The 22,156-nt window shown below is 47.8% G+C and carries 15 protein-coding genes; 7 read left to right on the forward strand and 8 right to left on the reverse strand.

Annotated elements, in window-relative coordinates; genetic code table 11:
• Window positions 1-151 precede the first annotated feature (151 nt).
• The 5 genes from FW767_RS08680 (at window position 152) to FW767_RS08700 (ending at window position 7,791) form a co-directional block, all read left to right on the forward strand.
• Window positions 152-1,180: a hypothetical protein gene (locus tag FW767_RS08680; RefSeq protein WP_121699708.1), complete on the forward strand. Its 1,029-nt coding sequence runs from the start codon at window positions 152-154 to the stop codon at window positions 1,178-1,180.
• A complete protein-coding gene (locus FW767_RS08685; protein WP_147438792.1) occupies window positions 1,177-1,884 on the forward strand; it encodes an RHS repeat-associated core domain-containing protein in 708 nt (235 codons plus the stop codon). Before FW767_RS08680 ends, FW767_RS08685 begins: the two co-directional genes overlap by 4 nt.
• A 1,937-nt stretch (window positions 1,885-3,821) precedes the next feature.
• Window positions 3,822-6,188: a glycoside hydrolase family 127 protein gene (locus tag FW767_RS08690; protein ID WP_369863432.1), complete on the forward strand. Its 2,367-nt coding sequence runs from the start codon at window positions 3,822-3,824 to the stop codon at window positions 6,186-6,188.
• 130 nt (window positions 6,189-6,318) lie between these two features.
• Window positions 6,319-7,026 carry an SGNH/GDSL hydrolase family protein gene (locus FW767_RS08695; protein WP_121699701.1) on the forward strand — a complete coding sequence of 236 codons (708 nt, stop codon included), beginning with the start codon at window positions 6,319-6,321 and terminating at the stop codon, window positions 7,024-7,026.
• A gap of 21 nt (window positions 7,027-7,047) precedes the next feature.
• Window positions 7,048-7,791 (forward strand): porin family protein, encoded by a 744-nt coding sequence (locus FW767_RS08700; RefSeq protein ID WP_121699700.1) that lies wholly within the window; start codon window positions 7,048-7,050, stop codon window positions 7,789-7,791.
• A gap of 64 nt (window positions 7,792-7,855) precedes the next feature.
• Here the strand turns inward: FW767_RS08700 and FW767_RS08705 are convergent, their stop codons facing one another.
• From FW767_RS08705 to FW767_RS08715, 3 genes are read right to left on the reverse strand one after another with little or no spacing between them, the layout of a single operon-like run.
• Window positions 7,856-9,088: a M16 family metallopeptidase gene (locus FW767_RS08705; protein ID WP_121699699.1), complete on the reverse strand. Its 1,233-nt coding sequence runs from the start codon at window positions 9,086-9,088 to the stop codon at window positions 7,856-7,858.
• Window positions 9,085-9,966 (reverse strand): peptidylprolyl isomerase, encoded by an 882-nt coding sequence (locus FW767_RS08710; protein ID WP_121699698.1) that lies wholly within the window; start codon window positions 9,964-9,966, stop codon window positions 9,085-9,087. Before FW767_RS08710 ends, FW767_RS08705 begins: the two co-directional genes overlap by 4 nt.
• A 12-nt stretch (window positions 9,967-9,978) precedes the next feature.
• A complete protein-coding gene (locus FW767_RS08715; RefSeq protein ID WP_121699697.1) occupies window positions 9,979-10,350 on the reverse strand; it encodes a hypothetical protein in 372 nt (123 codons plus the stop codon).
• 474 nt (window positions 10,351-10,824) lie between these two features.
• Between FW767_RS08715 and FW767_RS08720 the strand changes: the two genes are divergently transcribed.
• Window positions 10,825-12,423, forward strand: coding sequence for a tetratricopeptide repeat protein (locus tag FW767_RS08720; protein WP_205523875.1), 1,599 nt, complete (start codon window positions 10,825-10,827; stop codon window positions 12,421-12,423).
• Window positions 12,424-12,992: 569 nt separating this feature from the next.
• On the opposite strand, the gene FW767_RS08725 is transcribed toward FW767_RS08720, so the two are convergent.
• The 3 genes from FW767_RS08725 to FW767_RS08735 all read right to left on the reverse strand — a co-directional run bounded on the left by FW767_RS08725 (window position 12,993) and on the right by FW767_RS08735 (window position 15,286).
• Complete coding sequence (locus tag FW767_RS08725; protein WP_121699695.1) at window positions 12,993-13,316, reverse strand: hypothetical protein; 324 nt, start codon at window positions 13,314-13,316, stop codon at window positions 12,993-12,995.
• A gap of 83 nt (window positions 13,317-13,399) precedes the next feature.
• Window positions 13,400-14,644, reverse strand: a complete 1,245-nt coding sequence (locus tag FW767_RS08730; protein WP_121699694.1) for an SO_0444 family Cu/Zn efflux transporter — start codon at window positions 14,642-14,644, stop codon at window positions 13,400-13,402.
• A gap of 90 nt (window positions 14,645-14,734) precedes the next feature.
• Window positions 14,735-15,286, reverse strand: a complete 552-nt coding sequence (locus tag FW767_RS08735; protein WP_121699693.1) for a helix-turn-helix domain-containing protein — start codon at window positions 15,284-15,286, stop codon at window positions 14,735-14,737.
• Window positions 15,287-15,370: 84 nt separating this feature from the next.
• On the opposite strand from FW767_RS08735, the gene FW767_RS08740 reads away from it, so the two are divergent.
• Window positions 15,371-16,843, forward strand: a complete 1,473-nt coding sequence (locus FW767_RS08740) for a nicotinate phosphoribosyltransferase (protein WP_121699692.1) — start codon at window positions 15,371-15,373, stop codon at window positions 16,841-16,843.
• Window positions 16,844-17,257: 414 nt separating this feature from the next.
• On the opposite strand, the gene FW767_RS08745 is transcribed toward FW767_RS08740, so the two are convergent.
• On the reverse strand, window positions 17,258-20,683 hold the full coding sequence (locus tag FW767_RS08745; RefSeq protein ID WP_121699691.1) for a DUF4906 domain-containing protein: 3,426 nt from the start codon (window positions 20,681-20,683) through the stop codon (window positions 17,258-17,260).
• A gap of 135 nt (window positions 20,684-20,818) precedes the next feature.
• Window positions 20,819-22,129 carry a hypothetical protein gene (locus FW767_RS08750; RefSeq protein WP_205523876.1) on the reverse strand — a complete coding sequence of 437 codons (1,311 nt, stop codon included), beginning with the start codon at window positions 22,127-22,129 and terminating at the stop codon, window positions 20,819-20,821.
• Between the last annotated feature and the right edge of the window lie 27 nt (window positions 22,130-22,156).

A 22,156-nucleotide genomic window follows, 5' to 3' on the forward strand; every position in this document is an offset into this window, starting at 1 on the left:
GAACCGAACCATCTCAAACAGTTCATCCATCCCTTCGGGAAGGCACATCCATATTGCATCTGTTGTTTTCATACCCCAAATTTAACACTTTTCAGAAATTCCATGCACCGGAATTTCGGATTGACCCTTTTTTTACTATATTTGCATATCTATGAAGAAGTTGTGGTTATACTTTCTATTACTTCCGCTACAACTGTCGGTACAAGCGCAACCAATGACAGCTGAGGATTACTATGTATCCGCTTTTAATGAGATGTCAGATATGCTCGCCGGCAGAGAAACTCTGTCCATAAAAAGAGCCGTCTATCTTGCTGAATGGGCATTTTATGAAGGAAAATTAGACTACAAGACCGACTTCTGCGATGAGATTGATAGAATAAAGACTTTTATCCTTGATTTATATAAGGAAAACAAGTTGCATACATACAAAACTGGTATGCAGATGGCTATCAGTTCATATATAGTAAGTCCATATTCCGGGAATGGATATACACCATACACCTATGACTTTGTTTCAATGGACAATGAGTCATGGGAACGTCAATTTGTCAGCAAGACGCTAAAAACCCATAAAGGTCAGTGTCGTTCACTTCCGTGGATGTACAAAATCCTTGCAAATGAATTAAATGCCAATGTATCATTAGCTCACGCTCCGCGGCATTGTTATATTATGTACAAAGATGAGGATAAGTTTACGCCGGAAGAATGGATAAACCTCGAATTGACGACCAATCAGATGAATCCATCATGGTGGATTAAGCAGGATTTTGAAATATGTGATTCTGCTGTGATTGTCGGTACATATATGACACCATTGACTGATACCGAGACCGTCGCTTGCCAAATGGCCGAACTTGCATTTGGATATAAAGAAAAGTTTCATCGGTATGATAAGTTTACCTACTATTGTGCAAGTCGCTCTCTTGAATTGTATCCCATGAATCCAAATGCGTGGATAATACGAGGTAAATCAATTGAAAGAATGATTCATGATTACATCAAGAGAAACGGGAATTCCGTAGACGATTATGTCGCATCCTTGATACATTTGATGGATGAAACAAAACGGAGTTTTTACAAAACTTATATGACCGAAGAAACTGAAGTAATCAGAGAACGACGAAAACAACAAGCTGTAGAGGCTCAAAAGTACATCCGCGAAAAAACACTGTCAAAATGAAATATTTAAATTTATTATTAATTGCGCTGCTTTATCCACTAAGCAGCCATGCATATTCCCATCTGTCGCCATATTCATATTGCGGCGGAAACCCTGTTAACTGCGTTGATCCGACCGGAAAAGATATAGTCGTTTTGAATTATACTAAAGGAATGCATATGGCAATGCTGATTCAGAATGAGGAAGGAAAATGGCAATACTATTCTGTAAATGGGAATAACTTATATTTTTCAGGCTCGCATTTCGGTGGCAGGCCCTTTAATGATGTTGCGGTTGGCTCATGGGATTCACCTCAAGAATTTTTCAATTCATCATATAATGTTAGAAATAATGATAGCAAGAAAGATAAATCTATGAATCATTTTGGCTTTTCAGAGGGCTATCAAATTTCTACCACACCTGAACAAGACGAAACAATGAGAAATAGCTTTTCCAAGATAGCAAAAACTGAATACAACCTTTTTAACAATAACTGTGCAACAGCAGTACAAAAAGCCATGGTAGAAGCTGGCATTCCCGTTTCCCAACCGACAATGGTGCCATCCTATATTCCAATGGCTACTCCATTTGGCATTGTTGATGTCTTTAATGGATATAAGATGAAATGTGATATCCAAATGAGGCCAAGTTCCGCCTTTCAATCTATAATCAAATTCAATCCTTCCGGTAAATTACTACCAGAAAATAGGCCCTTAAATTATTAATTATTATATGCCAAACAAATGAAAAGACCAAATTATCTCCGTGAGCTACTCTCCTATTTATACATTTTCACCGGCTTTTTATGTATAATCTATTTTATTTCATATAACATTCGTATAGCAATTAAGCCTTTGGGATGGGCGATAATGCTGTTCAACGCAGTACTTTGCTTCATTGTGTATATAGCTATAAATCACATTATTATAAGAAGAATAATATCGAATAGATTTCTGATAGTTATTGAAGCATTACTATTTTCCGCTATGTTAACTCTGGTAATTAGTGACGTGAGGTATGAAGCTTACCTAGACCAAGAATATCTCCGAAAGACTACGCCTAGACTATTACCATCACACCCGGTCATGAGCTTTGAGAAACAAATATTACTACCAGAAAATAGGCCCTTAAATTATTAATTATTATATGCCAAACAAATGAAAAGACTAAATTATCTCCGTAAGCTACTCTCCTATTTATACATTTTCACCGGCTTTTTATGTATAATCTATTATATTTCATATAACATTCGTATAACAAATAAGCCTGAGGGATGGGCGATAATGCTGTTCAACGCAGTACTTTGCTTTATTGCATATATAGCTATAAATCACGTCTTTATAAGAAGAATAATATCGAATAAATTTCTGATAGTTATTGAAGCATTACTATTTTCCGCTATGTTAACTCTGGTAATTAGTGACGTGAGGTATGAAGTTTACCTAGACCAAGAATATCTCCGAAAGACTACGCCTAGACTATTACCATCACACCCGGTCATGAGCTTTGAGAAACAAATATTACTACCAGAAAATAGGCCCTTAAATTATTAATTATTATATGCCAAACAAATGAAAAGACCAAATTATCTCCGTGAGCTACTCTCCTATTTATACATTTTCACCGGCTTTTTATGTATAATCTATTTTATTTCATATAACATTCGTATAGCAATTAAGCCTTTGGGATGGGCGATAATGCTGTTCATCGCAGTACTTTGCTTTATTGCATATGTGACTATAAATCACATTCTTATAAGAAGAATAATATCGAATCGATTTCTGATAGTTATTGAAGCATTACTATTCTCCGCTATGTTAACTCTGGTAATTAGTGACGTGAGGTATGAAGATTACCAACACCAAAAATATCTCCAAAGGACTATGTCTAAGACTATTACCATCACACCCGGTCATGAGCTTTGAGAAACAAATAGTTGTGGATTGCCTTTGTAGATTGGCGATAGGCAATCTAATTGCTCACGGCATACGCAAGATCGACAACTCCAAAATCCCCGAAAGGGATATATCGGCGTCCCTACCTACATTGCCAGTTTAACAACCGCATTTTTACATTGAGCCCTAAACACAAAAGGAGCGAAGTTTTTAACTTCGCTCCTTTTGTGTTGTCTTACCAGGATTCGAACCTAGACAGGCAGAACCAAAAACTGCAGTGCTACCATTACACCATAAGACAATCCTCTTACTCAGGTCAAAACCTAAAGTAGGCGCAAAGGTAAGGATATTTTTTTTGACATGCAAGAATGACGCGCAAAAAAGAGTTGCCGATTTTAAAGAATTGTTCTTTTCACATAACAAGCATACTTCGACGATAGCGTCAATAGCAAACACAGATCAGAATAAATATGGCCCACTGCCTTAGTCGCAAAAGCAGACAAATAGTACACCGGTGCTGCGGCGTACATATACGCACTATACCGGTGCAGCGGATTAAACAGGCTCGTACACCCGGAATAAAACCGCATGCAGACCGATGGCATGGATTAAGAAAAACGCCTCTATATAAGGTCGTTTTCACCGTTATACCGACTGTTATTACGATATGTTTGAGTATATTTGCATTTCACAATCACCTCATACATCACAAATCTTCATACACAATGAAAAAAAGTATCTTAACTTTATTGCTATTAGCTGCCGCAATGACAAACAGCCGGGCAGAAAAGCCGGCACAAGCTCACGGTTATCCGATAGACCCCGTGCCGTTTACGTCAGTCAAAGTCACCGACAGCTTCTGGGGACAGCGCCTTAAAGCAAGTCGCGAAGTCACTATACCGCTCGCATTCTCCAAATGCGAGGAGACAGGACGCTATCTTAACTTTATAAACGCAGCTCATCCTAACGACACGATAAAGGTAGGAGGCTTATCGTTTGACGACACAGACGTATACAAGACTATCGAGGGGGCAAGCTATCTGTTACAGACCTATCCCGACAAACAGCTCGAGCGATATATCGACAGCGTGCTTGTCATCGTGGCCGCCGCGCAAGAACCCGACGGATACCTGTACACGAGCCGCACAATGAACCCTAAACACCCACACCAATGGGCAGGTTCACGACGGTGGGAAAAAGTCGAAGAACTCAGCCATGAGTTTTACAACCTCGGCCATATGATAGAGGGAGCCATAGCTCATTATCAGGCTACAGGCAAACGCAACTTTCTCGACATAGCCGTAAAATATGCCGATTGCGTGTGTCGAGAAATAGGCGGCAATCCCGGACAACTTACACTTGTACCGGGGCATCAGATAGCGGAAATGGCCCTTGCCAAACTGTATCTCGTCACCGGCGACAGAAAGTATCTTGACCAAGCCAAATTCTTTCTTGACAAGCGCGGACATACATCGCGACGCGACGCCTACAGTCAGGCCCACAAACCTGTCACCGAGCAGGACGAAGCCGTAGGCCATGCCGTCAGAGCGGCATATATGTATGCAGGTATGGCCGATGTTGCAGCACTCACAGGCGACTCCGCCTATATACATGCCATCGACCGAATATGGGACAACATCGTAGGTAAAAAATACTACATAACCGGCGGAATAGGCGCAACAAGCAACGGCGAGGCTTTCGGCGCCAACTACGAACTTCCCAACATGTCGGCATACTGCGAGACATGCGCCGCCATCGGAAACGTATATGTAAACCATCGTCTGTTTTTGCTCCACGGCGACTCGAAGTATTACGACGTACTGGAGCGCACCCTGTACAACGGGCTTATTTCAGGAGTATCGCTTGACGGAGGCGGGTTCTTCTATCCCAATCCTCTTGAGTCAGCCGGACAACATCAGCGTCAGCCTTGGTTTGGCTGTGCATGCTGTCCGTCCAATATATGCCGCTTCATTCCATCGCTTCCCGGCTACATATATGCAGTCAAAGACCGTGACGTCTATGTCAACTTATTCATGTCAAACACCGTCAGGCTCGACATAGCCGGCAAACAGGTATCCATCAGTCAAAACACCACCTATCCATGGAACGGCGACATCGACCTAACTGTCGACCGCAACAAAGCCGGCCGGTTCAGAATGATGATACGCATACCGGGATGGGTACGCAACCGACCGGTACCGAGCGATCTTTACACATACGCCGACAACAAACGCCCCTTATATTCAGTGACAGTAAACGGCAAGACAGTTGACGGAACATTGCAAAACGGCTATCTGAGCATTGACCGGAACTGGAAGAAAGGCGACCGCGTGGAGATACACTTCGATATGGAGCCCCGCACAGTTAAAGCTGACAGCCGGGTCGAAGCCGACCGCGGACGAATAGCTGTAGAACGCGGCCCCATAGTATATTGCGCCGAGTGGCCCGATAATGACTTCGATGTGCTCTCCGTGCTCGTCAACCGACATCCGCACTTTAAAGTCGAGGAGGACCGCGAGATGCTTTACGGCATAAACAAACTCGTAACTGATGCTCAAGCACTTAAATATGGCGACGACGGACGCCTTGCTGCCGATGACGTAAAACTGACTCTCATACCTTATTACGCATGGGCCCATCGCGGCCCCGGCAAGATGGCCGTATGGCTTCCACAGGAGGTAAACGCCGCCAATCCCGTGCTTCCGTCCACACTCGCCACAGGCGGCAAACTGAGCGCATCGCGCCCGTCACCCTCATTGAGTGCCGTCAATGACCGCCTGCTGCCCAAAGACGTAAATGACAGGTCACTACCCTACTACCATTGGTGGCCGGCTAAAAACACCGTTGAGTGGATTATATATGAATTTCCCGGAGCAAAGGAGGTACGCGGCTCCACCGTGTACTGGTATGACGATGCTCCATGGGGAGGATGCCGCGTGCCTGACAGCTGGAGAATCCTGTACCGCGATGCCTACGGCGAGTGGCAGCCGGTAAAAGACGCCGACAACTATGGCACAGCAAAGGGCACCGGCAACACGGTAAACTTCAGTCCCGTCAAGACTTCAGCGGTAAAACTAGAAGTAGTCCAGCCTGCCGACAACTCCTCGGGAGTATTTGAATGGGAACTTTTTTAGGCACTGCGTTTGTGAGCGGCTCATTAGCCTCACCGGTAGAATAATTGTCACATAATGCCCATAAACCTCACATGATTTTTGTCGTGTGAGGTTTTTTATCTAATTTTAGGCCTTAATTTTCAAGTTTGTCATGAAAAAAGTGTCATTCTCAATCTTGGGCATTCTGTTTGCACTATGTATTTATGCCCATTGCCCTGCAAAAGTATCAATTCTCGGTGACTCATACTCGACATTTCAGAACCATGTCGTTCCTGACACAAACTATGTATGGTACTTTGCCGACGCCAACGAACCCGACCGTACCGACGTGGCCACAGTTGACGATACTTGGTGGATGCGCTTCATAACGCGCAGCGGCCTGCAACTCGAACAAAACAACTCGTTTTCCGGAGCGACAGTGTGCAATCTCGGTTATGAAGGCAACGATTATAGCGACCGTTCGTTTATCAGACGCATGGACAGCCTCGGCAAGCCCGATCTCATATTGGTATTCGGCGCGACCAACGACTGCTGGGCAAAGGTTCCTCTCGGCAAGAAAGGCTCCGATGACCTTTATACTTTCATACCGGCCATGGATAAGATGCTTCGCGAACTTCCCTCGCTTTATCCCGACGCCCGCATAGTATTCATGCTCAACGACGAGATACAGGGCGACATGCGCAAAGCCATCATAGAATTATGCCGCGACAACAATACAGCGTGTCTTCAGCTTCAGAACATATCGAAACGTCAGGGACACCCCGACAAAGCTGGCATGCTGCAGATAAGCGACCAGCTCACCGACTTTCTGCACGACAACGGTTGCTGCAGACGCAAATGTCACAAACAAGACAAATAAAAATTATATATTGCCCGTATTATGAAAAAGACTCTTACAATTATGGCTACACTCATAGCCATGTGTGTTACTGTATCGCAAGCACAGTCAATAGTTATGTTTGACAAAGGACATCCGTCCAAAGTCATACAGTTAGGCGTCCGTGCAGGCTTTAACACCTCCAATCTTGCAACCAATTACGACAAGGCATTCCCCGAAATAACATGGAACCACACCCAGTGGCGCCAAGGCTTGACACTCGGAGCGATTGTAGATATAAACCTGCGCAATTTCTTCTCTATCCAGTCGGGACTGTTTTACAAATCGCGCGGCAACGACTTCCACTATCTTGTCAACGATAACGAAAACCTTGTGGCAATAGACGGAAAGTGGCGCGGCAACTATTTTGAGATACCGCTGTTGGCTTCGCTCCGTCTCGGCGTATTTGAACTCGCACAACTTCAGATAGACCTCGGTCCGTACTTCGCAACAGGTTTTGGCGGCAAAGTACGATATAATCAGCTTAAGACCGACACGCAGGACCCTATGAAGCCCGAGATTTCCCAGAAAAGCGTCAAGGCCGATTATTTCGGCGACAATGGCATGGTACAGCGTTATGACTGGGGTCTTAAAACCGGCATAGGTCTGCTTCTGCTCCAGCATTATTACCTCGGCGTACACTTCAATTATAGTTGCCGCAACGTGCTCAAAGAGCTTGAAGGCGCGGCAAAACGTCCCAACGGTCACAACAAGGCATGGACTTTCACTCTCGGATACAACTTTTAAAATGCTGTAACAACCGGTGTTAACAGTGGCAGCCTTCCGGCTGCGGAATACCTGCACATTGCCGTTACTGACGCGGCGAGTAGATGAGGGTCGATGAATTAGCCGGGGTAATATAGGCCGATACTGCATTGACTATAGCGTCGGTCGTTACGGTCCTTTGTCTCGGCACAACATCGTTTATGTCTTCGCCCCGCGCTTCACACTGTGCGAGGGCAGATGCAAGATTGGCATATCCGAGCGTCCCGAACATATGGCTCGCCTCAAAGCGGTTCAGTACCCGCTCAAGCTCGTGAGCCGACGGCGGCGACGCTATCAGCGACAAGGCAGAGTCAGTGACAGCCTCCTCGGCTTCTTCCACACTGACACCATCACGCAGATGAGCACTCAGAAGTATAAGCCCCGGATCGCTTGTGCCGGTGATTGAAGCGTCAGCTTTGGAGAAAAGCGTAGTGCCCATGAGCAGGTCGCGGTAAAAACGCGACGAATAACCTGCCGACAGCAGGTCGGTTATCGTGTCGCAGACAGGGTATGCCCTGTCGTTGTAGCCCGGCATATGATAGGCTTTATAGATTACGGTCTGTGGCACACGGCCATATACTATAGCGCGACGCGGCTCCGTCTGCACGGGCTCCTGCGGATATACGTGCGGCGCTACCTGTCGTGCAGGTATCGGTCCAAACCACTTCTCCGCCAATTCTCTTGTGCGATCAAGCGATATGTTTCCCGTGACTGCAAGCACGGCGTTATTGGGCGCATAGTGCCGGTAAAAAAAGTCGCGGACATCAACAGAACGTACTTTTTCTATATGTGAAATGTCCTTGCCTATTACCGGATAGCGGTAAGGGTGCACCTTATAGGCAAGCGCGTTAAGATGATGATGCAGATCACCGTAAGGCTGGTTGAGACACACTTGTTTGAATTCCTCACTTACTACCTGTCGTTGCACCTCAAGCGACTTGTCATTGAATGCAAGCGCGTTCATGCGGTCGCTCTCGAGCCAGAATGCAGTCTCAGCATTATGAGCCGGAACTATGTCATAGAAGTTGGTGAAGTCGCAGTTGGTCCATGCATTATTGGTGCCCCCGGCCGCTTCGAGCGCCTTGTCAAACTCGGGAATGTTTTCCGATCCGCCAAACATCAGATGTTCAAACAGATGCGCCATCCCCGTAAGGTCGGGCGACTCGTCACGACTGCCTACGTTATATAATAAATTTAGTGCCACCATTGCAGTGGCACTATCTTGATTGTGTACTACTTTTAACCCGTTGGAGAGGGTGAAGCGGTTGACCGGAATCATTTCTCGACAGTCATCTTTATTATTTTCACATCTTCCTTTGGGCGGTCACCGGGAAGCGTGGGCGTTTTTTCTATTTTTTCAACGACATCCATGCCTTCTATGACCTCGCCGAATACCGTGTACTGACCGTCAAGATGCGGCGTGCCTCCTATTGTGGAGTAAGCTTCGCGCTGCTCGGCAGTGAGTTTAGCCGGCTTCTTGGCGACTTCGGCCTCCGTAAGAGCTATCAGCTCGTCCTGAAGCGCCTGAAGACCTGCCTGATCGCGGTTGCGGCGGAGTTGCATGATAGAGTCACGTCGCTCCGAAGCCAGCCGGTTGAATACATCCTGCTGCTGCATCATGATCATCTGCTTCTCCATCTGTGCGAGCTGGGCTTCATTGTATGCCTTGCCGGTAACGATGTAGAACTGCGAGCCCGAGGACTTGCGCTCAGGATTCACATTGTCACCCTGACGCGCAGCGGCGATAGCGCCGCGTTTATGGAAATGCTTGGGATAGACAAACTCGGCTTCTATCGTGTAGCCCGGGCCTCCGCTACCGAGTTGCCTGCCTGCCGGCGCACCCTTTGATTCCGGATCTCCGGCCTGCACCATAAACTCGTTTATCACACGGTGAAACAGAGTGCCGTCATAATAGCCCTCATTGACAAGCTTCACGAAGTTATCGCGGTGTTTTGGGGTGTCACCAAACAGGAGAATCTTTATATCGCCCATTGTCGTCGACATGTTTACAACGACATCATTTTTGTCTATTACCGTCATTTTGGTTTTGGTTTCGTTTTTTGTAGTTTCAGTAGCTGCAGCCGATTTTGTTTCGGTACAGGATGCCAATTTGATGCTTAACGCTACAATCAGCAACAATGTTTTCAATCTTGACATGACAGAGTACGGTTAGATACCGGTAGGATACATACGCTTGTATATACGGCGGAAATTATCGTCGACAGCGCTTAATTCATTTTTATGCTCCTCGTAGTCATCACCCCAGAGGGTAAGCAGATCACCGATATAGCGACGTTCGCGATCTTTTATTATCGCAGCACCGATAAGGCGCGATATAGCATCATTATACTTATCCTTGTCTATGGCATACAGATAGCGCGCTGCGCTCACCGTAAACTGCCCGTTCAGGTCGACCGCTATCATGTTGTCGACCAACTCGTCGATGATATCATCGATTGAGTCAATATGATTGGCTATATATTCATAGGTAAGAAGTCCGTCGGTATCCTCTCCCAAAAGCCGTTTAATATCCTCGTTCATCGTAATGATAAATAAAGTTGATATGCAAAGATACGAATAAGTCAAGTGCAAAAGCAAATTTATTTGCTTTTTGCCGAGCGAGAGTATCCAATACGGAGCCAAAGATACGAATAAGTCGGGAGTTATGACAAATAAAACCGTCTATTCTGCCGGTTTGATACAGCACGTGGCGGCATAGTTGCTGACTCCGCACCATGACGGCATAGATTAATAGCTTTTACAGGCTCGAAGACTGAGGCTACATGTATGTCGGCTGAATTTTAACAAGTCAACCGTTTTTTGCCGCTGACACCAGCGGCTGTAAGATAATGAATGTAAGGTCGACATAAGAAAAGGTTGATTTCGCTACTACAAATTTTTAATCCATAAAATTTAGACAAGCCACAAAACAGTGACTTTTTTAATATTTTTTAGTAAATTTGCAGTCAAAGAGTTTTTATGCGACACACACTGCACATCATTATCATCATTACCATGGCATGCCTTGCAGCATGCAGCCGACACTATGACCGACGGCTTATAACGGCCGAGTCGGTAATGACCGAGCATCCCGACTCCGCTCTTGCAATCCTTCAAGCCATCGACAGCACCTCTATAAGCTCGGAAAAAGACCGGGCTCTATTTGCCCTGCTTATGACACAGGCTCTCGACAAAAACCACATCAATGTAACCGACGACTCGCTCATAACCATAGCTGCCGACTACTATTCACACCAAGACGACCGGCATCGTGACATGCTCGCGCATTACTATCTCGGACGCGTCCACTTCAATGCCGCCGACTATCCCCGCAGCCTGCTGTCAATGCACAACGCCCATGAAACAGCCACCGACATCAACGATAAATTCTGGTGCGCAATGACAGCAAAAGGATGCGCCGCCGTTTATAACGCTACATTCAAGACTACCGAAGCCCTGATATACTCGCATATAGAGTATGACTTCTTTGCCGCGCTAAAGCTTCAACCCTATCTCGACCAGTCAATGAGCGAACTTGCTCAGGCTCACCTCTATTACGGCGACTATGACCGGTCAATCGACTTGTCAAGACAACTGCTTGACACTTTGGCCATACGTCCCGACAAGACCCTCGAATATGAAGCAAAGAAAAACATAGGCCAGACTTTGATTGAACAGGATAAATACACAGAAGCGGTGCCTTATCTTGAATACATATGCAAGACCGACATGGCAAGCTCACAAGACTCCTCTTTTCTCGGATTGGTATACTCACGTACAGGTCAGCTCGAGAAAGCTCAGAAAATATCGGATGCCATAGAAGCGCACAAAGATCTGCATTCGTACTATCTGAAATACGATGTATCCAAAGCAAACGGCTCTTTAACCGATGCGCTGACAGCTCTCAAAAGCTACGACAGCATAGCCTCACTTAACCTTAACGAGCGTATAAAAACCGATCTCGGCACCTCGGTGATAGGGTATTACAGCTACAAAAACAAACTAATAGAAAACGACATACAGCTTGCAAAGTTCAGGATGATTATCATCCTGATAATAGGCGTGATTGTGCTGACAATCATAGTTTATATAGCACTACGCTACTACAGGAAACAGAAACGGCAAATATCGGAAAGCATGCTGATTGCAGAAAACATGAAGGAAATCCTCACTCTTAAAGAACATGAATGTTCAGCCGCCCAACACTCTATACGTGAACTGATCAACACAAAATTCGACCTGTTCGACAATCTGTTCAAGGCTTATTACGAAAGCCAGCATTCCACATCGGCAAAAAAGCACATATCCAACGAGGTCCAGAGAATCATCGACACACTCTCGTCTGACTCATCTACAGCACTCCAACTTGAACAAGACATAGATGAACATTGCTCGGGCATAATGTCGCACTTCCGTCATGACATGCCCAATCTTAAAGTAGCGGACTATCGTCTATTTCTCTATTCCGTACTCGGTTTTTCAACTACAGCCATATCCCTGTTTCTGAAAGTCGACAAAATAAACTCCGTATATGACCGCAAAAAACGCCTGAAGATAAAGATAAAGCAGTCAGAAAGCGGCAGAAAAGACGAGTATCTACAATACCTTAATTAACTTGCAGTATATAAGCAAGTTACAGCATCACACCCACTACTCCACTGATTATCAGAATGTTACATATGTAAAATACACAAGCCTAATTTTAAGAGAATCCGAGGCGATAAACTCCTGTATATAAACATATTGCAAAGGCCAAAAGCCTAATTTATTACATCAGCCAATCGCTCATATAATAAAAAGATGTCGTAACTTTGTATAGTGAATATATTATACTTATGAAGTGTTTCCCTAAATTATAAGGTCATATCTCCTTCTGATAAATATGGTTTCACAGAGGAGAGATATCACATTTACTGTTATAAAAAGTGATATAAGATTCAGCTTAATTATGCACTGAAAAGTATATACAACTCAAAATAAGAACTGTTTTTAGAATGGTTGAGAAAAACACACAAAAATATCATCATTTGCATTTAGTAAAAGCCCCTGACGGTACGGTGACGTGAGTCAACAACCGGCAAGGGCTTATTTGCTTCTACGGCTTCACGTACTAATTCCGTATCAAAGGCGACATGCGGAGTCAGCACCAAAATCACGTAGCACTAAACGTGGTTCCTTAATATCTATGGCCTTATGAAATATGTGTCGGCAGCACGGTAGTGAGTGACATCGAAGTCAATCAAAAGGCGTCCGCCACGTATCTCATCGCATAATATACGGTCTATCCGCAGTATGTCGGCACGGTCAAGCTGCATCCATTGATACTGTTCGTTTCCTCCCGGAGCAATGCGGCCTTCGTCTTCTGCAAACGTAAGCACGTTGTCGCATATGTCACGGAACCCCACTCCATCACTCTGCGCATCAATATAACCGAGGACCTTGATTCTTAACTCATCATCGGTATAACCAACCTGTACCGAGGTGACTCCTAATTTAACTTTCATCATGACAACTAACGATTTTTATAGTATAACATCGCCGCGTACCAAAAAGTTATCCATCACCACCGCACCGTTAATATCAGGAATGATTACGGAAGAGGATCGAAGCCGAGCGACTTGATTCTTTCCATGACGGCTGCAGGGTCGTGGTCACCTTCCACATAGGCTATGCCGGCGGAAAGGTCTACAACGACCGAGGTCACTCCCGGTATAAGGGCGAGGTTTTTCTCTACCGATGCTTTGCAGTGGGCACAGCTCATGCCCTTGATTTTATACTCTTTGCTCATAGTTGTTATTGTTTGATGTCTGCGATTGTAGAATTTTAATGCAAATGCGGTAATCAGCAAGCCAGCAAGTATGACCGAACACATGGTGTCAAACCATGAGACGCCGACATGACAGGCGCCGTTGGGCATTGCGGCAAGAGGACCTACAAACCACTCGCGTGGCAGCAGATAGTCTATAGCCAATCCGAATGCTATGGCACCCAGTACAATCGAGGATATATACACGGCGGCACTGCGGCGCCCCATAGTACGGGAGATGACGGCAATCGAGGCAAAGTTGGCCGCGGGCCCGGCCATAAGCAGCACCAGCGCCGTTCCCGGAGAGAGCCCCTTCAACATGAGCGACAAGGCTATGGGTATCGATCCGGTGGCACAGACATACATCGGCACCGCTATGGCTACGACCACCAACATAGCCAGTAACGGACGGTCGCCGAGCGACACGAAGAAGTCCTGCGGTACAAGTACGGTGATGAGCGCGGCTATGACAAGTCCGAGCACGAGCCACTTACCTATGCTCTGCACCATCTGCACGAAACCATAGTACAAGGCCTCTTTCATTCGGGCTCCAAAACCTGCCGGCTGCGACTCCGCACCGGCTCCGCAACCGGCTATAGGACAAGCCCCGTCAGTATCGCGGTCGTCATGCTTCTCCGACACACCTACAAGGCATCCTCCTACTGCCGCCGTGACAAGAGCAGCTACAGGCCGGACCACCGCAAAGGCCGGACCAAGCAGCGAATAAGTGGCAGCTATGCTGTCGACACCGGTCTGCGGCGTCGATATAAGAAACGAGGCTGAAGCCGCACGCGAAGCACCGTTGCGCCTCATTGCCACTGCAGTAGGCAGCACTCCGCACGAGCATAGCGGAAGCGGCACTCCAATCATGGCTGCCTTGAACACCGCACGCCAGTCGGAGCCCGACAAATGACGGCTCATGACTTGTGCGGGAACGAAGGCATGAAGCAGTCCGGCTATGAGAAGCCCCAACAGTATGTATGGCGACATCTCGTTGAGCATGTTTATGAAAGCGTTGAAAATATCCATCTGCAACAGTATTACTATTATTTACGGTACAAAGTTACGACACATGTGGCTGAAACATGTTACACAATTTTTCAAATATGTTGCATCATGCTATACCTTGTCAAGGGGACGACGCCGGCCGCCGAGACGATACTGCGTGACGGTCATGCCCGTAACAGCACGGAATTGACGCGACAGGTGGGCCACACTCGAATATCCAGTGCGGTAAGCTATTTCGGAGGCAGTAAGACGTCCGTAGTCGAGCAGTTCCTTGACATATTCTATTTTCTGACTGATAAAGTAATTTTCTATAGTGCGCCCCTCGACCGCTGAAAATGCACTGACGAGAGTACGGTAGTCGACACCGGTGCGCTCCTCGAGCCAAGCCGACAGTTTCAGTCTTGTACCGGAGCCGGAGCGCGCAAGTCCTATTAGCAGTGTCTTGACCTTCTGCGCCGTCAGTTTGGCAGCATCCTCGATAAGTTCGAAGCCGAGATTATGGAGTTCTCCTGCAAGTGACGCCAACGCATCACTGTCAAGGCTCTCGGCTATCTGCGCACTGCCGAGGGTAACACTGCTCACAGTATAGCCAAGCCGCCGCAACAGACTGTCCACAACCATAATGCAGCGGTCGCACACCATATTTTCAATATTCAGTGTCATAATTATACAAAACTACACATTTTTAATGAACAATAGGGTCAGTATGGTCCGTTTTATAACAAACAACTATATATAGACTCCGAAATGACAGCGCAGACTACACTTTTCAGCCCTCGCAACCTCAGCCTGATGATGGATCTTTATGAACTCACCATGGCCAACGGCTATTTCACGGCCGGAGCCAAGGACACCCGGGCAGTATTTGATCTTTTTTACCGCTCCAATCCGGATGACGGGGGATTCGCCATTTTCGCCGGGCTTGAACAGGCGCTCGACTACGTGGAGCACATACACTTTGACGGTGACGACATAGCCTATCTGCAGTCGCTCGGACTCTTCACTGCAGAATTTCTCGATTATCTCGCCACATTCCGTTTCACGGGCGACATATATGCCGTCGACGAGGGCACTGTGGTATACCCCAACGAACCGCTGGTGACTGTTGTGGCACCGCTTATCGAAGCGCAGATAATAGAGACAGCCATGCTGTCGCAGATCAACCATCAGTCACTCATAGCCACGAAGGCCAACCGTATAGTACGCGCCGCCCAAGGACGCATGGTATCGGACATGGGCGCCCGACGCGCCCACAACGCCGATGCGGCGGTATACGGCGCCCGCGCGGCCTACATAGGGGGCGTGGAGGCTACCGCCACCGTGCTTGCAGGCAAGATGTTCGGCATACCGGTGACGGGTACCATGGCCCACAGCTGGATCATGTCGTTTGCAAGCGAGTATGAGGCGTTTAAGGTTTATGCACAGGTCTATGGCAGCAATTCGGTGTTTCTCGTCGATACTTACAACACGTTAAAGTCGGGACTGCCCAACGCCATAAAGGCGGCCCACGACATTCTGCTTCCGGCCGGGAAGAAACTCAAAGGCATACGCATAGACTCAGGCGACATAGCCTATCTGTCGAAGGAAGCGCGCCGCATGCTTGACGAGGCAGGACTCGAAGACTGCAGTATCGTGGCGTCAAACAGTCTTGACGAGTTCAACATAAGGTCAATAATATCGCAGGGCGGATGTGTGGACATTTTCGGTGTCGGAGAACGGCTTATCACATCCAAGAGCGACTCCACATTCGGCGGCGTATATAAACTTACCGCACTTGAAAAGGACGGACGTTGGGTGCCTAAGATAAAGGTATCGGACAATGTGGTGAAAATAACCAACCCGGGACGCAAGGACCTCTACAGAGTCTATGACTCCGACGGCAAAAGCATAGCGGAACTGATAGCCGACCACGGCGAACCAGTAAACGGCGCGGTGCCGGAGCTTGTATGTGCCGACCGCCCATGGCAAACCCTCGACTACCTCGGGTGTACCTTCAAAAAACTGCAGCATCAGGTGGTGGCCGGAGGACAACGCATATCGCAACCTCGCCCGTTGCATCAGTTGCAAGACTACGTCAGGGAGCAGATGATACGCGAAGTGCGCGAAGAAGAGCAGCGCCTTGACAACCCAGACATACACACCCTCGCCATGACATCAGGATACTACAACCGCAAACTGGCCCTTCTTAAAGAGACCGAAGCAGGTCTCGGCGGAGAATGACGCGGCGCATGCAACGTACGTGTGAAAATAAAAAAGCCGTGGGGCGGAACCCACGGCATCAAAGAACATAAGTATTACATTGAGTCTTTTCACAAAGACTGATATTTAGGAATTGATAATCATCGCAATACTCCTAAATACATTTATTTACACACAATCGCGTCATCACGACGCTTTCTTTTAACACCAATCATGAGATTGATTTATATCGTTTTGTCTCCCCGATAGTTGCGCGGGTCCGGATAGTCATGAGCCTTTACAGGCTCGGGGATTTACTTTATTTTCCTCTTTTCCAGAGACTGTGCCGGCCGTTGGCCGTCTTGTCCCCGGCTAACAATAGCATGAGTCCGTTCGGACTCCGTTTTTCGCCGGCCTGCGGAGCGGACCCGAAGCAGGCCCTCCTCGCTAAGCATATCAGTCCTCGACAAGCCTGATAAATGCGGCATCCGAGTCACCAAACAATGCAGTAGCATCATTACTATACGTATTGAAATCAAATGTAGTATAATTGATATCCCATGCCGTTGTTCCAGAAGTAGTGCCGACCTCTTCTCCATCGCCACTTACCCAGTATGTAGCACCAAACTGAGTATACATCGTATACAACAACGGGCGATATTCGGCAAAGTTACCGGCTCCATCAGGCATTCTGGCGGCTCGAGCGGCATATCTTAATACCCCACGGGCATTTCCCGGCTCATATATATGGTTCATTCCCGATTTTCTTGAGCCATCTTTACGGTGACCGTTGCCGGAAACACCTATCGGAAAAAACAGGTTAAGACCATCTTTACCTACATTATAGACAAACCATCCACGCATGCCGTAACTTTGACGTTCACTCATGTCCAGATAAGTGGCATAACCGCAAGCCTTGACAACATCGGTCTGTGTCTGTGTGGCTCCGTCGCCATAAAGTACTCCGGCTCCGAAGTCGCACTCCTTGCGCAGATTCTCAAAATCCTCGTATTTCGGTACACGACACGTTTTGCCGTTGACGTCCAACGTCACGCCCTTGAATACAGCCGGTATATCGGACTTTATATCTTCCCACTTAGCCATAGGCTTATCAGCTTTATCGGGACTGAGGTCATATGGAGCAAGGTAGTAGGCGCTCTGTCCGTCAGGATAACTCTTGTAACGTGCATCACGCTTATTGTTGACAGAAGCAATAGCCTCCAACAGGTTACCGCACTTGAACATAGAGCCCTCGCCACGCGGATACTCATATTCATGTCCCAAGAATGAACCGTCGCCGTTCTTTATCGCATACTGCAGATTGCAAGTATGCCACTTTGTATTTGACCCCGTAGCCATAGCCACAGGCGCGTAGCCCTGCCGCACCATTATACGGTGGGTACAGGTATAATTATGGTACAATACTTTTATAATAGCACAACGCACGGCTTCTTTATTAGCGCATTTCGACAAGAATTTGACATCAAATTGAATCTCACTGTCAGTATATCCTTCAATTCTGTCGCCTTTGGCAGTCTTACCGCCGACAGACAGCCAACCACCGCCATCGGTTATATACTCAATCTCGGCACTCCACGGTCCTCCCGTCGAGATGACAGGCACATAGCTCATGCCGTCCACATCATCCTCCGAGTCAAGACGCATAAGATGGACATTAAACGGATCGGTACAATTCCAACTGCGATAAATGCCCTTCGGGTTCACAATACGCGGCACCTGAAGCACTTTGGCGACAATCGACTGCTTTTTACCGTCAACAGTTGCGGTAAACTTAATCTCGGCATAACGATAATAGCCCATATAGGGATTATTGCCGCGGTAACCGGCTGTCTTGATAAGATTTATCTCACGGGAATACAACGGGATATGAAATGTGGTATGCTTCACACCATTGACTGTCGTAGTAGACACTTCATAAGCACCGTCATTGGCAAAGTCATCATTAGCATTATCGCTACGACCCGAAACCGGAGTTTTAGTAACATTATAAAACCGATGACCGCGATGATTCACTTTTTCATTTAAAGAAGGATCACCCTCTCCTATCCAATATGCTTTATTATAAGGTATTCCATTGTATTGACCATCAGATAGAGACTGATTATATTTATACTCTTTAGCAATACCTGAAACCTTACCGACAGAAGCCTTACGACCACGATCAGTACCGGGTTCAAGCGGAGCCATTCGAAGAGACAGAAAACCATGCCACGGACCATTACCTACAACCTTAGCGGTATCGCTATAATACTCCAGACCTGCAACTATTTCGCCGGGATTATCAAGGGTAGAGGGCCCCCAGTCGGAGCGGATTATCTCGGCTTCGAGGTCGCCTTCGAGTTCACCGATTATGGTGACAGGATAAACCATGGACTGATTGTACATGTAGGGCACGTAGTAGTACGGGATGGGCACCTTGATGCCGGGCTCTTCATTATAGTCTATGTGCCAGTCATAGTCGTTGGCCTTGCCGTTGAAATGCAGGGTGAGCTTGTAGTGGTAGTTGCGCTCGGCGTTGTAGTCGTCTATGACGTTCTTGCCGAGCATGAAGCGGTATGTTATGTCGCCGTTGCTCACCACGCCGTCACGCGAACGATAGAAAGCCTTTACCTCGACATATGTGCCGCAGGGTTTGTCATCTTTCAGTATATCGTCATCCTTTACCGCGCCGGTAGGATTGCCGTCACCGTCGAGTTCAGGATACTGGCGCTTGTCCTTGCCGAGGCCCTGCATGTTTTCATAGAAGAACAGCGACAACTCATCGGGGGTGTGAGGATCACGGAGGTTTTCGTCATCTTCGGCAAGACTGCCGTTATCCTTCGAGGGAAACTTACGCCCCTTCACTATAGTATACCAACCGGTGTTGTACTTGCCGCCATCGGCAGCCGGCAAGCCGCGGGTATAGTCAAGATATTGGCCGACCTGATGCTCCTCGGCGGGACGCGACAGAAGGCTGTCGGTTTTTGTAACACAACTTTTGCGGCCAAGGTCGCACCCGGCCGGAATGTCCTTTATGGCCGCCGACTTGAGATGAATCCATATATTGTCGCGCAGGTCAGATCCGTCAAAGGCTATGGTGAGCTTTGATGCTGCCCGTCGTAGCCAAGACTTCAACTGCATGCCGTCGCGGTTGACAACTACGGATGGCAGGTCCGCTCCGGAGAAGAACGAAGAGGCTTCACGCGAAGTCTGGTCGGTCGTGAAGCAGCCAAACATCTCCGCGTTGTTGGCAAGACAGGAAGCATCCCACTCAAGGCGCAGACCACGCAGGCCGTCGATAGTTTTTACAGCCTCTTTGCGCTCTGCATCAACAAACAGTTCGTGGTAAGTTGTGGTGGCCTCAGAATATTTGTCGGACTTGGCATTGCCGAGATTGGCCACGCCGACTATGTAATACTGCCCGTAAGGTATCTTGATAACGTCAAACCGTCCGCTCATTGACTTGTCCTGCGCGAGCTTGCCGTTGGAAGCGTCGGAGGGGTCGCGGGGCACATCCTTGAAGCGGTCAACGCCGTAGAAGAAGTGCGAGTCGGGAAGATCGACGGGCTTCTGGGCCTGTTCTTTATTGTAGTAATAGATGTAGTCATCGAGCAGATTGCCGCCTTTGTCGTAGAAGAGCACACACATGTCGACGATGCCGTTAAGGGCGTCGCCCTTGGCATTTGACTCCGCGGCACGACTGCCGGTGAGTCCCTCGGACATAGGAGTAAACTCCATCTGCAATGATATAGTGCCGATGCCTTCGGGGATGAAAAGCGAATCGTCGCGGAAGTCATCCTCACAGGATACGAACATAAGCGATGCCATACAAGCGGTGGCGGCAGCCGTAGCGAAGCTTATAAAGGTTTTGAAGCAATTCATGCTGGTTATTATTTGTTTTTATTCAAAATATGCAGAACACTGTGCATAATGCCGTGCCATGCCGGACGTAATGCAACCTCGGAAACCGTGACGAACCGGCGTCCATATCGACAATGTGTACACAACAGTCATGGGTCAGGGATTCTGCGGTGGTTCCGGACCATTTATATCGCCGTTGGGGTCGCGATCAAGACCAAACTCCGGATCGAGGTTCTCGTAAGCATAGGGCTGCTCCTCGACATTCAATATTATATTATAGTAGCGTCCTATCGACACATTGACTACAACATGGGTGTCGCGGAAGAGCGAGGCCAGCTGCGGCATAACACCGGTGTACTCGCGCTTCACCCAATTGGCCGGGGTGTCGACTTCACCCTCAGGCAACTCCTCGGTAAACAGAGTAAGCATATACTGCTGTAGCATGAGAGGGTCGTCGTCAAGAGCCTGATTGCGGCTCTCGTGGATGTATACGGCTTTCGGTGCCGTCCATGTGTTGGAGCCGGCGGCGTAGCCGATAACCGGAGCATCGGCGTAACTGTAGTCAAACGCATCGGGAAGCGCTCCGTCGGGCAGAGTGTAATCGGTCATCCACTGATAAACGGGTATGTCATCCTCCGTTTTTTTCTTCACCTCCTCTACCATCCAGTCAATCCACCGGCCAGAAAGGTCCACTGCGGTCTTGCGGTCGGTATCGGCGACCCAGTAAGATGCCGGAGAACCGTGACGGTTTACACGCGGCATAAGGTAGTTGCAGCCGGCTATAGGGTCAAGCCGCCATCCGAGCAATTTTATGGTGCGTTTCTGAGGCGCCACGGATGCATCGGAGTTCACCGGATCGGCAGTGCGGTTTTCGACGCTCAGCGACAGCTTGTTGACCGTACGGACTATGTAGCACGTAACCTCGGTGCGCTCCTTGTCAGTGACATTGAAGTCATAGACGGCGCTCATGGGAAGAGAGGCAATGGCGCTTTGATCGGCGGGAAGGCTGAAAACGGCTTTGTCGACCGGTGCGAGTCCGTCATCGCCGGGCAGATACATGGCCCCGAGCTTTATGTCAAGCTGATTGCCGCCGGCCGCCATTTTGTAGTCCTCACAGTTGGCTATGAAGTAAATACGCTTCTGAGTATTGCGTTTCACTTCATAACTGCGGGTGTCGGAGAGCTTCACGGCGCCTGCAAACGACTGGTAGTCGTTATGCTCGACCCTCCACGGCTCGGCAACTGACTTACGGCTAAGTATGACCACACGCAGGCTGTGGAGTTTCTCAATGTCAGAGGCAGCGTCGGACAGGTCGGCGTCAACAGCCCTTGTGTGGAGCGACAGTGTGACCATGTCGTCATCGCCGACGGCCTGCGGTTCATCATAGGAGCCGGAACAAGCGGCCGCAGAGAGAACGATTGCCGTGCATGACACCGATTTAATAAAATATGTCATCAACCGATTCATTCAAGAATATAATCAGAACTGATTGTA

This window comes from Heminiphilus faecis (genome assembly GCF_008728965.1).
GTDB lineage: Bacteria > Bacteroidota > Bacteroidia > Bacteroidales > Muribaculaceae > Muribaculum > Muribaculum faecis.

Excerpts from the sequence above, each read along its gene's own strand:
- FW767_RS08725 (WP_121699695.1), bottom strand. The coding sequence starts at position 13,316 with ATGATGAAAGTTAAATTAGGAGTCACCTCGGTACAGGTTGGTTATACC.
- FW767_RS08705 (WP_121699699.1), bottom strand. The coding sequence starts at position 9,088 with ATGATTCCGGTCAACCGCTTCACCCTCTCCAACGGGTTAAAAGTAGTA.
- FW767_RS08690 (WP_369863432.1), top strand. The coding sequence starts at position 3,822 with ATGACAAACAGCCGGGCAGAAAAGCCGGCACAAGCTCACGGTTATCCG.
- FW767_RS08700 (WP_121699700.1), top strand. The coding sequence starts at position 7,048 with ATGAAAAAGACTCTTACAATTATGGCTACACTCATAGCCATGTGTGTT.
- FW767_RS08685 (WP_147438792.1), top strand. The coding sequence starts at position 1,177 with ATGAAATATTTAAATTTATTATTAATTGCGCTGCTTTATCCACTAAGC.
- FW767_RS08720 (WP_205523875.1), top strand. The coding sequence starts at position 10,825 with ATGGCATGCCTTGCAGCATGCAGCCGACACTATGACCGACGGCTTATA.
- FW767_RS08695 (WP_121699701.1), top strand. The coding sequence starts at position 6,319 with ATGAAAAAAGTGTCATTCTCAATCTTGGGCATTCTGTTTGCACTATGT.
- FW767_RS08680 (WP_121699708.1), top strand. The coding sequence starts at position 152 with ATGAAGAAGTTGTGGTTATACTTTCTATTACTTCCGCTACAACTGTCG.
- FW767_RS08730 (WP_121699694.1), bottom strand. The coding sequence starts at position 14,644 with ATGGATATTTTCAACGCTTTCATAAACATGCTCAACGAGATGTCGCCA.
- FW767_RS08710 (WP_121699698.1), bottom strand. The coding sequence starts at position 9,966 with ATGTCAAGATTGAAAACATTGTTGCTGATTGTAGCGTTAAGCATCAAA.
- FW767_RS08715 (WP_121699697.1), bottom strand. The coding sequence starts at position 10,350 with ATGAACGAGGATATTAAACGGCTTTTGGGAGAGGATACCGACGGACTT.
- FW767_RS08735 (WP_121699693.1), bottom strand. The coding sequence starts at position 15,286 with ATGACACTGAATATTGAAAATATGGTGTGCGACCGCTGCATTATGGTT.
- FW767_RS08740 (WP_121699692.1), top strand. The coding sequence starts at position 15,371 with ATGACAGCGCAGACTACACTTTTCAGCCCTCGCAACCTCAGCCTGATG.
- FW767_RS08750 (WP_205523876.1), bottom strand. The coding sequence starts at position 22,129 with ATGAATCGGTTGATGACATATTTTATTAAATCGGTGTCATGCACGGCA.
- FW767_RS08745 (WP_121699691.1), bottom strand. The coding sequence starts at position 20,683 with ATGAATTGCTTCAAAACCTTTATAAGCTTCGCTACGGCTGCCGCCACC.